General features: G+C 42.7%; 11 protein-coding genes. 8 read left to right on the forward strand and 3 right to left on the reverse strand.

Going from position 1 to position 9,803, the window contains the following annotated elements; all coding sequences use genetic code 11:
• The first annotated feature begins 546 nt into the window (after positions 1–546).
• From EWV68_RS21300 to EWV68_RS21325, 6 genes are all read left to right on the forward strand, one after another.
• Positions 547–1,362: a Cof-type HAD-IIB family hydrolase gene (locus tag EWV68_RS21300; protein ID WP_061431045.1), complete on the forward strand. Its 816-nt coding sequence runs from the start codon at positions 547–549 to the stop codon at positions 1,360–1,362.
• 171 nt (positions 1,363–1,533) lie between these two features.
• A complete protein-coding gene (locus EWV68_RS21305; protein WP_061430477.1) occupies positions 1,534–2,268 on the forward strand; it encodes a dienelactone hydrolase family protein in 735 nt (244 codons plus the stop codon).
• A 96-nt stretch (positions 2,269–2,364) separates the two neighbouring features.
• Positions 2,365–3,222, forward strand: a complete 858-nt coding sequence (locus EWV68_RS21310) for a S1 RNA-binding domain-containing protein (protein ID WP_061430476.1) — start codon at positions 2,365–2,367, stop codon at positions 3,220–3,222.
• A gap of 248 nt (positions 3,223–3,470) precedes the next feature.
• Positions 3,471–4,313 carry a DUF6671 family protein gene (locus EWV68_RS21315; protein ID WP_061430475.1) on the forward strand — a complete coding sequence of 281 codons (843 nt, stop codon included), beginning with the start codon at positions 3,471–3,473 and terminating at the stop codon, positions 4,311–4,313.
• A gap of 13 nt (positions 4,314–4,326) precedes the next feature.
• Entirely contained in the window at positions 4,327–4,986 is a 660-nt protein-coding gene (locus EWV68_RS21320; RefSeq protein ID WP_287170965.1) for a class I SAM-dependent methyltransferase, read from the forward strand.
• Positions 4,987–5,011: 25 nt separating this feature from the next.
• Positions 5,012–5,875 carry an NAD(P)-dependent oxidoreductase gene (locus tag EWV68_RS21325; protein ID WP_287170966.1) on the forward strand — a complete coding sequence of 288 codons (864 nt, stop codon included), beginning with the start codon at positions 5,012–5,014 and terminating at the stop codon, positions 5,873–5,875.
• 493 nt (positions 5,876–6,368) lie between these two features.
• On the opposite strand, the gene EWV68_RS21330 is transcribed toward EWV68_RS21325, so the two are convergent.
• The gene (locus EWV68_RS21330; protein WP_002803308.1) at positions 6,369–6,719 is read right to left on the reverse strand and encodes a DUF760 domain-containing protein; all 351 of its coding nucleotides are present in this window, start codon (positions 6,717–6,719) and stop codon (positions 6,369–6,371) included.
• Positions 6,720–6,854: 135 nt separating this feature from the next.
• The gene (gene scpB, locus EWV68_RS21335; RefSeq protein ID WP_002737651.1) at positions 6,855–7,373 is read right to left on the reverse strand and encodes an SMC-Scp complex subunit ScpB; all 519 of its coding nucleotides are present in this window, start codon (positions 7,371–7,373) and stop codon (positions 6,855–6,857) included.
• 61 nt (positions 7,374–7,434) lie between these two features.
• Here scpB and EWV68_RS21340 point away from each other — a divergent pair, with 61 nt between their 5' ends.
• On the forward strand, positions 7,435–8,247 hold the full coding sequence (locus tag EWV68_RS21340; RefSeq protein WP_287170967.1) for an inositol monophosphatase family protein: 813 nt from the start codon (positions 7,435–7,437) through the stop codon (positions 8,245–8,247).
• A gap of 256 nt (positions 8,248–8,503) precedes the next feature.
• Positions 8,504–9,268 carry an ABC transporter ATP-binding protein gene (locus EWV68_RS21345; protein ID WP_002763001.1) on the forward strand — a complete coding sequence of 255 codons (765 nt, stop codon included), beginning with the start codon at positions 8,504–8,506 and terminating at the stop codon, positions 9,266–9,268.
• A gap of 59 nt (positions 9,269–9,327) precedes the next feature.
• Here the strand turns inward: EWV68_RS21345 and EWV68_RS21350 are convergent, their stop codons facing one another.
• A complete protein-coding gene (locus tag EWV68_RS21350) occupies positions 9,328–9,606 on the reverse strand; it encodes a hypothetical protein (RefSeq protein WP_002735949.1) in 279 nt (92 codons plus the stop codon).
• Positions 9,607–9,803: the final 197 nt, after the last annotated feature.

The following is a 9,803-nucleotide window of genomic DNA, read 5'->3' on the forward strand; positions in this document are numbered from 1 at the left end:
AAGCGTTAGATTTATTGGGAGTTTCTCTGATTTGTACCCAGTAACGGGGCGCTGGAAATTCTCTTAATCCCTTCTACAGCACAGCTTATGGCTTTTTGTCAACGGGGAAGTCCAGTTATTCGTGTATCCAAATGTTCGGACTGTTGCATTTAATCCCATGCCTTCCATCCTCGCTTTCAATACTTTGACAATTTTCGAGGGATTTCGCTAGAATACAGAAAGCGGTAAAGCGCGTAAGGGATCACGGAAACCTCCCGCTCCTTTGTACCTCGGAACAAATATCGCCCTTGAAAATGTAATGGTGACGGGTCAAGCAGGATAGAAGCTTAACGGCTAAGGTCAAAACAGCCCACAAATAAAATTCAGATCCGTCCGCCGCCGGGCAGTCGGTAGACGTTAAACTAAAACGCTTGTGGATTCGGTCTGACGGGGGCATAGTCTTCCGATTGTGTCTAGTTAAGAGGAGTAGAAGCAAGAATCTCCAGTCACAGCGTAGCTTGACGGCGAGAGTGTCAATAACTGTTGACTGTTGAATGGGACATGACTGTGGATATTCGCTTAATCGTTGTCGATGTGGATGGAACGATCGCCGGTGATAACAATCAGGTTAATCCAGCTGTGGTGCAAGCTGTCTCGGCCGTCCAAAAAAAGGGAATTCCCGTCGCTATTGGCACTGGTAGGATGTACCGCTCGGCTTTACGTTTTCATAAACGCCTTAAATCCACTTTACCTTTAATTGCTTACAATGGCGCTTGGATTCAAGATCCTGTTTCCCAAGTTCACCATCGACATACTCCCATTTCCCCCGACTTGGCGATCGATCTTTTAGATTATCTCGAACAACCCCAATGGAAAGAGAAAATCTCCCTTAATTTTTATATGGACGATGTGCTTTATGTGCGGCAATTAAACGCGGAAACGGAATTCTATCGGCAGCGATCGGGTATTATTGCCGAAGCAGTGGGAGATTTACGCAAAGTTGCCCACAAAACCACTAAAATCCTGGCCATGGGGGAAGATAAGCAATTTATCGCCGATATTTGGCATCATTTACAGCAACGCTATCAAAATCAAGATTTATACTTTACCCAATCGAGTCCGACTTTTTTTGAAGTTACCCACGTTGAGGCCACTAAGGGAAGCGCCACCCAATTTTTGGCCGAAGATATCCTAGGATTACAACCGCAAAACGTCATGGCGATCGGTGATAATTTTAATGATGTTTCTATGCTCACCTATGCGGGTGTCGGTGTTGCCATGGGTAATGCTCCCCAAGCTGTTAAGGATCAAGCCGATTGGGTTGCCCCTAGTGTAGACTTAAATGGGGTTGCCGTGGCCTTGAAAAAGTTTGTTTTAATTTGAGGAATTGGGGAATTGGGGAATGGGGAGATGGGGAATTGGGGAGATGGGGAATTGGGGAGATGGGGAATTGGGGGAATTCAACTAAAACCCTACAACCCTAAAACCCTAAAACCCCAACACCCTAAAACCCCAACACCCTAACACCCTAACACCCTTTTCATCGAGAAAATTATGACTATTAATACGCAAACTGTTACGATTCCTAACAAAGATATTGACATAGATGCCTATTTAGCCATTCCCGATCGGGTGGGAATTTATCCGGCAATTATCGTGATTCAGGAAATATTCGGCGTAAACGACCATATTCGCGATGTCACCCGCAGAATTGCCCAAGAAGGCTATATAGCGATCGCTCCTGCCATTTATCAGCGATTCGCTCCGGGTTTTGAAACGGGGTACAGTATAGAAGATATACAAATCGGTCGTCAGTACAAAGAACAAACCAAAGCAGCCGAATTAATCAGCGATATCCAAGCCACCATCGATTATCTTTATAGTTTGCCACAGGTGCAAAAAACCGGTGTCGGCACGATCGGTTTTTGTTTTGGTGGTCATGTGGTTTATCTTGTCTCCACTCTAGAGGATATCAAAGTTAGTGCCTCTTTTTACGGTGCGGGAATCACCACGGGAACCCCTGGGGGTGGCCAAGGGACAGTGAAGGTGACTCCCCAAATCAAAGGGACAATCTACGCATTTTTCGGGATGTTAGATGCGAGTATTCCTCAAAAGCAAGTGGATGAGATAGAAAACGCATTAATCCGTTATCAAATTCCTCATCGAGTTTTCCGCTATGAAAATGCCGACCATGGCTTTTTCTGCGACCAAAGGGCTAGTTATAATGCTAATGCGGCCAAATCTGCTTGGGATCATGTGCTAGAGTTATTTAGCCTTCTTAAATCTTAATGGTCTGACCCCTCAAGCTTCAGCTTACACTGGAAGCAGATCGAAATTATACTTGTAACCATTCTATTTATCATGACACCGAACCCTGCCTTTTCCATGGACGATTTTGCCAAAGCTCTTGATCAATACGATTATCAATTTGAAAAAGGGCAGATCGTGCGCGGGAGAGTCGATCAACACACCTCCGATGGAGCATTCATCGATATTGGCGGCAAATCCTCCGCTTTTATTTCTTTAAGGGAAATTTCCCTGGAAAATGTTACTTCCATTGCCGAAGCTTTACCCATAGATGCAGAATTCGATTTTCTGATTACCCGTGGACAGGACGCGGAAGGACAAGTTACCCTGTCTCTGCGGCAATTATTACTACAAAAAGCTTGGGAAAATGTCAGGGAAATCTCTGAAAGTGGCAAGTCGGTGCAGCTGCGCGTCACGGGGGTGAATAAGGGGGGAGTGACGGGGGAAGTGGAGGGATTAAAAGGATTTATCCCTCGCTCCCATTTAATCGAAAAAAATGATTTAGATTCCCTCATCGGACAACTTTTAACCGCAACTTTTATTCAAATCGATCAAGAAAATAATAAATTAGTTTTATCTCAGCGAGAAATTGCTCGCGCTAACGCTATCAGTCAATTAGCTGTGGGTAAATTATTAAGTGGCACCGTGGTTAAATTACAACCCTACGGTGTCTTTGTCGATTGCGGTGGAGTGACGGGATTACTCCATGCTAAACAGGTGACAGGAGCCTCTTTTAATTCTCCCATGACTTTCTTTAAAGTTGGTCAAGCAATTAAAGTGGTAGTCGCGGAAATTGACGAATATAAAAATCGCATTTCCCTATCCACAAAAATCCTCGAAGCGCACCCCGGCGAAATTCTCGAAAACTTTGCAGAAGTCATGGAAACAGCAGCAGAAAGATTAAAACAAGCTCAGGAAAAAACCCCAGCAACTTAGTGTAGGGTGGGTTAGGCGACAATAACTTAGATATTTTACCACCTATTTAGTATTCGCCGTAACCCACCATCAGTTATCAGGTGAATTTGTCTCCTGTCTCCTTTTTACTTGACAAAGATGTTTCAAGTTAGCGTAGGGTGGGTTAGACGACAATAATTTAGATATTTTACCACCTATTTAGTATTCGCCGTAACCCACCATCAGTTATCAGGTGAATTTGTCTCCTGTCTCCTTTTTACTTGACAAAGATGTTTCAAGATCGGATAGCAATTTTAGGGACTATGCACGGAAAAGAGCGGGTGATTGCACCGATTTTAGCGCAAGAAATAGGCCTTAAGGTGATTGTACCCGATAATTTTGATACCGATCGCTTTGGCACTTTTACCCGGGATATTAAGCGCATCGGGACACAAATTGAAACCGCTCGCAGGAAGGCACAACAAGCGATCGAGCTTTCGGGATACGATATCGGAATTGCTAGTGAGGGTAGTTTTTATCCCTATCCCAACTTGCCGCTAGTTTCCTGTAATCGTGAATTGATTTTATTGTTCGATCGAGTCCATAATCTAGAAATAATTGGTCAAGCAATAGTCACGGAAACTAATCACGCTCACCAAACTGTAACTAATCTAGCAGATGCTTTAGAATTTGCCGAAAAAATCGGGTTTCCTAGTCATGGTTTAGTGGTGATGTTTGATAAAAATTCTCTCGACTCTGAGCATATTTTTAAGGGAATTACTGACGAGAAAAATTTCGTTAAAATTGTTGAAGATATTCTTGACAAAAACGGCAAAGTACACCTAGAAACCGATATGCGCGCTATGCACAATCCCACGAGGATGAAAGCAATTGTTGCTGCGACAGCAAATCTTGTTCAAAAACTTAATCAATTATGCCCTAATTGTGGTTGTCCGGGGTTTGATATTATCGAAATAACATCGGGTTTACCCTGTGGTTTATGTCACTTTCCCACCTCTTTAATTAAACTGGAACTATACGGTTGTCAAAGGTGTGATTATCGAGAGGAAAAACTCTTTCCCAACGGTCAAAAAACTGCCGATCCAATGTATTGTGAATATTGTAATCCCTAAAGATAGCTTTTCTATGGAAAGAATTTTAGAACCAGAAGTAATGGATGATCGGGAAGAAGCGATCGAATATGATGCCATGGACTTCACCGAAGTTAATACTAATTTCGCTAAAGAAGCCGTACAATTGGCCGGTATTAATGCTAGGGTGTTAGATGTAGGAACCGGTACTGCACGCATTCCGATTATGATCAGTCAACTACGTCCCCAATGGCAAATTATCGCTATTGATCTGGCCGATTCTATGTTAGAAATTGGTCAAAAAAATATCCTTAATGCTAACTGTCAAGAACAGATAAAATTGGAGAAAGTTGATGGAAAAAATCTTCCCTACCAATCCGAACAATTTGATTTAGTTATTTCTAATAGTTTAATCCATCATCTCAAGGATCCTCTGCCTTTTTTACGGGAAATTAAGCGAGTTTTAAAACCCCATGGCGGCATTTTTTTAAGAGATTTATTCCGTCCCGATTCCGAGGAAATAATTCAGGGGATGGTGAGGGACATCGATCCCAATTTTTCTCCCCGACAAGCGCAACTATTTAAAGATTCTCTCCATGCCGCTTTTACCCTAGCAGAAATCGAAGATTTAATCCAGCAGTCGGGATTAAAAAATGTTAAAATTTATCAGTCTTCTAATCGTCATTGGACAGCCATAAAAACAAGTAAAAACTAATCACTAAATCAGGGAAAATTGAGTTATGAAAGTTGGATTTTTTGGAACAGGATTAATGGGAACACCAATGGTAGAAAGATTATTAAATCAGAAAATTCCTGTTATTGCCTATAATCGCACCTTAGAAAAATTAGCACCTTTACAGCAGTTGGGAGCCAAAACTGTTAGCTCTCCTGAACAAGTCATTCAAGAGGCAGATTGTCTGATTTTAATGTTAACTAATGCCGCCGCTATCCAAGAGGTTTTAGGATTAAATTCCGAGCAATCCAACTTCAATAATCGTACTATTATCCAGATGGGAACTATTGCTCCTTCTGAAAGTAAACAACTGCGAGATCAAATTGTTGCTAAAGGGGGAGAATATCTAGAAGCACCCGTGTTAGGAAGTATTCCTGAAGCTAAAAAGGGGACTCTCTTAGTTATGGTGGGAGCAACGGAGAAACAGTTCCATCAATGGTCAAATTTATTAGCACATTTTGGTCAAGAACCGATGTTAATCGGGGAAGTGGGAACCGCCGCGGCGTTAAAATTAGCTTTAAATCAATTAATTGCCGCTCTAACCAGTGCTTTTGCTTTGAGTTTAGCTTTTTTATCCCAGCAAGGAGTAGAGCTAGAAAAGTTCATGACTATCCTGCGTCAAAGTGCCTTATATGCGCCTACTTTTGACAAAAAATTAACCAGAATGTTAGAGAAAAATTATGCTAACCCTAACTTTCCCACTAAACATTTACTGAAAGATGTCAATCTTTTTTTAGAGGAATCGGAGAAGTTAGATTTAACCACTTTTCCCCTAACAGGAGTACAGCGCCTTCTTGAAAAAGCTTTAGAAATGGGATTCGCAGAGGACGATTATTCAGCTTTATACGGGGCGCTGAAAAAAGAATTATAAACCGCTTGCCAACATCAAAAAGACTCTCTTTGGTTTGTCTAGTCGGACAAAAGTAAACATTCGACCTCTTGTAAAAATCAAAAATTGTTGTTAGGGTTAGGAGTCAGTAGCCAGTAGTCAGTAGTCAGGAGAATTAAGAATGAATAATAATCAATTAAATGGTCTATTGACAAATTTTATGCAATTTAATCCTTATTTTTGAGGCTTATTATTAAGATAACTGCAATACTTACTTTGCTGATAGGAAAAAAAACGGTAAAAGGCTTTAAATTTTCCTTAAGCTTTGTTGAGGTGGCCGGAAGAGGGGGTTAGAGTGGGAAGTGATGGAATTTTGGGCATATTTTCCTATGACGCTGACTGAATTTGGATTATTAGCGGGTTTACTTGTCCCCGGTATCCTGCTCTCGATTTTGGTGATGGTGAGTTTTGCCAAAGGGGGTTAAAAACTGATAGAGACACCGATGAAAGTGTCTCTATCTTTTTGGGGTGAGGATTAATCTATTTTTGGTTTTTTGCCCAATTTAATTGATTCTGTAGCTAACAAAATTGATTCTAAATGATGGCGCTTCTCCACTTGACCGAGGAAATAACCTGTCATCATCGCTGAAGCGAGAAGATTCGCCAAATTCTCGCGGTCGGTGGTAATTTGTACCGCAAAATCCTCTGAGGGCAACATTCCCACCAATCCCTTGACGTTTTGCGAGATAATATCTTTAATTTCGCTACTGACCGATTGGGCTATTCTCTCAAGGGTTTCAGGATGCTGCTGCTGGAGATACTGCATCAGACAGTTATCATTTTGTTCTTCGGTTTCCCAGGGAAAAAAATCAGGATTAAAAGTCATCAGAACTCCCACGCTGTAGTGGTTATTGGATCTAGGTTAACAAATCGCTCTTCTTGATTGCCCGAAGTCCCCCCATCTTCCTCAAGTTTAGCTCAGTGATCAGAAATATTCACCCCTAATATACCCTCTCTCTCCTTATTCCTGATCGGTAGCTTCCAGAATACCCTGTTCCCTAAGATTGTCAACCTCGAAATATTGATGAAATTTATCGGTTACTTCTAACCAGTAGGATCTACCCTCGTTTTGCTTGCGTTTTCTCACAAATCCTCGTTCTACCAAGTCCTGAACCTGTTGATAGGCCGTACTGCCCCGCAAATTAATTAAATCCGCTTGCAAAATCGGTTCTTTCAGTGCGATCGCTGCTAAAGTACGGAGGGTTCCTGTGCCTAATTCGGCCGGGATCAGGTCTTCGATCAAATTCTGATAAGCTGACCGCAATTGTAAACTATAACCGAGGGGGGTTTCCACCACTTCCAAGGCACTATCCCGGTGGGCATAATCGGACATTAACTCGATCATGGCATCTTCCACCGTCAAGCGATCGCTGTTGGTTAATGTCACCATCTCGGTTAAGGGGACAGGCTGCCCTTTTAGGTAAAGTATCGCTTCTAGACGGGTAGCTAGTCTGATCTCCTGGTGGGCTTCCGCGCTCAATCTCGACTACCTAAGTTTAGACAATGATTTAATATTCTACTAGAAGACGAACGAGAAAATTATGGAAACTTTTTGGAGTCAGGTTTTAGACTTTTGTTATCAGGCTACCGAGCAGGTGGGCGATCGCCTAGTAGCTGATTTTGGCAAATTACAGGCCACCAATAAAGCAGACGGGACTTTAGTGACGGCTGCCGACCGTTGGTCCGATGGTGAATTGCGATCATTAATTGCCCGCACTTTCCAGGATCATGGAGTCTTAACCGAGGAAACTACCCATATTTTCCCGGATCAAGAATGGTGTTGGGTAGTGGATCCAATCGACGGCACGACTAATTTTACTCGCGGTATTCCCATCTGGGGCATTTCCCTAGGACTTCTCTACCGGGGGACTCCCGTGTTCGGATTTGTTTATCTCCCCTGCCTAAAACAGGCCTATTATGGTTATTGGTACGGTGAGACGGGTTTAACTGGTCCAGAGGGGGCCTACTGCAACGGTCAACCGATTCACACCAGCGACGATTTTCCCAGCAAAAATCATCTGTTTAATCTCTGCGCTCGTAGTACAGATATATTAAAAAATCCCTTTCCCAGCAAAGTGCGGATGATAGGAGTGGCTAGTTATAATCTGCTCTTGGTTGCCGATGGCACGGTTTTGGGAGGAGTGGAAGCAACCCCGAAAGTCTGGGATATTGCTGCGGTTTGGGCAATTCTACAGGCCGCTGGCGGAGTATTTATCTCTTTAGGAGAAAAGATTTTTCCCTTGCAGGTGGGGGAAAATTATAGCGATCGATCCTATCCCTGTTTAGCCGTGGCTCGATCGAATTTAGCGCCGGTTTTCTTGCCTCTAGTCGGTTTTCTCAAGGATGTTGCTTGAATGGAGAATTGCTCAGGTTAGAATAGCTGCATTTATTGGTTTTATCTTTATTTAGGGCTGGCTGAATAAATCTAAAAACCTTGTTGGATAATATCTTTAAGCTTGTTTGAAATCAAAAACTGCCAGCCCTTGGAGTGATCAGGGGGGAAATTTAGGCACTTTTTGCCTGAAAATTAGGTAATTGACCCCCTGAAAATCGGTAAAACCCTACACTCCACACCCTACACCCCACACCCTGCCCCCACGAATTTATTTCATGAGTTTTGATACTTCCTCTCTCAGCGAACGCAACGATAAAGCCGAAGTCTATCAGCCGGTAATTATTCGCCTCGAAAATGTGTCTAAAATCTACGGCAGTGGCGAAACCATGGTTAAAGCCCTCAATAACATCAATTTAAGCCTAAAAAAAGGGGAATATTGCGCTATTATGGGGGCTTCGGGTTCGGGAAAATCCACGGCCATGAATATTATCGGCTGTCTTGATCGTCCCACCTTGGGAGCTTATTATCTAGAAAATCTGGACGTTTCCACGCTGCCGGATGGGGATTTAGCTCAGATTCGCAATCGTAAAATCGGCTTTGTTTTCCAGCAATTCCATCTTTTACCCCAGATGAGTGCGCTAGAAAATGTCATGTTACCGATGATTTATGGTGGGGTTTCTCCCCAAGAAAGAAAGGAAAGAGCGATCGCTGCTTTAACGAAGGTAAAATTGGATAATCGACTGCACAATAAACCCAATCAATTATCGGGGGGACAACAGCAGCGCGTTGCTATTGCTAGGGCAATTGTCAATCAACCCATATTATTACTTGCTGATGAACCGACGGGGGCGTTAGACTCGAAAACTACCCAAGAGGTGATGGCTATTTTCTCGGAATTGAATAACAGTGGCATTACTATCGTGATGGTAACTCACGAGGCTGATGTGGCGCGTCACTCTCAGCGCATTATTTGGTTTAAGGATGGTGAAGTGGTTTATCCTAATCTCGCACCGACGGATTTACACGAGGTGATTGGGTAGGGTGGGGATTTTTCAGTTATCAGTGAAAAGAAAACGGCAACTTCCTAATTAGATATCTGTTAGGGATTGGGAAGAAAACCAAAAAGTTTAGCTGCCCCTCCTAAAATGGCAACAACCAAAGCGATTAGAATCCCTCGATTGGTAAATTCCTGATTAGCGACTCTTGCAGTTAATCCTTTAATTTCTGTGGTTAGTCGCTCATCTAGGGCTTTAATCTCCCCTTTTAACTCCGATTGTCCTATCTCTAGCTTGTTAACATCTCTTTGTAGAGAGTCTATTTTCCCCTCAATCCTTGTCAGAACAGCTTCTAGGGAATAAGTCACGGTTTCGTTAGACATGAGCTAAACTCCTATATTTTGCTATGTTGCAATCGCCTTATTTATGGGTTGCCACTGAGTAGAGAAAATCTGATGCTGACGGTGATTATTGCCCCGATACCGGCACTAATTCCCCCAACAATCAGAGGTAAAATTAACCCCCGAAATCCCTGTAAGTCAGAAACAGACTTAACTAAAACAGATTGCTCGTTTTCTAC

The sequence above is a fragment of the Microcystis sp. M_QC_C_20170808_M9Col genome (genome assembly GCF_007095495.1).
GTDB classification, from domain to species: Bacteria; Cyanobacteriota; Cyanobacteriia; order Cyanobacteriales; family Microcystaceae; genus Microcystis; species Microcystis aeruginosa.

What these genes read in the sequence shown, in the direction of transcription:
- EWV68_RS21320 (WP_287170965.1), top strand. Translation starts at nt 4,327, where the DNA reads ATGGAAAGAATTTTAGAACCAGAAGTAATGGATGATCGGGAAGAAGCG.
- EWV68_RS21305 (WP_061430477.1), top strand. Translation starts at nt 1,534, where the DNA reads ATGACTATTAATACGCAAACTGTTACGATTCCTAACAAAGATATTGAC.
- EWV68_RS21310 (WP_061430476.1), top strand. Translation starts at nt 2,365, where the DNA reads ATGGACGATTTTGCCAAAGCTCTTGATCAATACGATTATCAATTTGAA.
- EWV68_RS21325 (WP_287170966.1), top strand. Translation starts at nt 5,012, where the DNA reads ATGAAAGTTGGATTTTTTGGAACAGGATTAATGGGAACACCAATGGTA.
- EWV68_RS21345 (WP_002763001.1), top strand. Translation starts at nt 8,504, where the DNA reads ATGAGTTTTGATACTTCCTCTCTCAGCGAACGCAACGATAAAGCCGAA.
- EWV68_RS21350 (WP_002735949.1), bottom strand. Translation starts at nt 9,606, where the DNA reads ATGTCTAACGAAACCGTGACTTATTCCCTAGAAGCTGTTCTGACAAGG.
- EWV68_RS21315 (WP_061430475.1), top strand. Translation starts at nt 3,471, where the DNA reads ATGTTTCAAGATCGGATAGCAATTTTAGGGACTATGCACGGAAAAGAG.
- EWV68_RS21340 (WP_287170967.1), top strand. Translation starts at nt 7,435, where the DNA reads ATGGAAACTTTTTGGAGTCAGGTTTTAGACTTTTGTTATCAGGCTACC.
- EWV68_RS21330 (WP_002803308.1), bottom strand. Translation starts at nt 6,719, where the DNA reads ATGACTTTTAATCCTGATTTTTTTCCCTGGGAAACCGAAGAACAAAAT.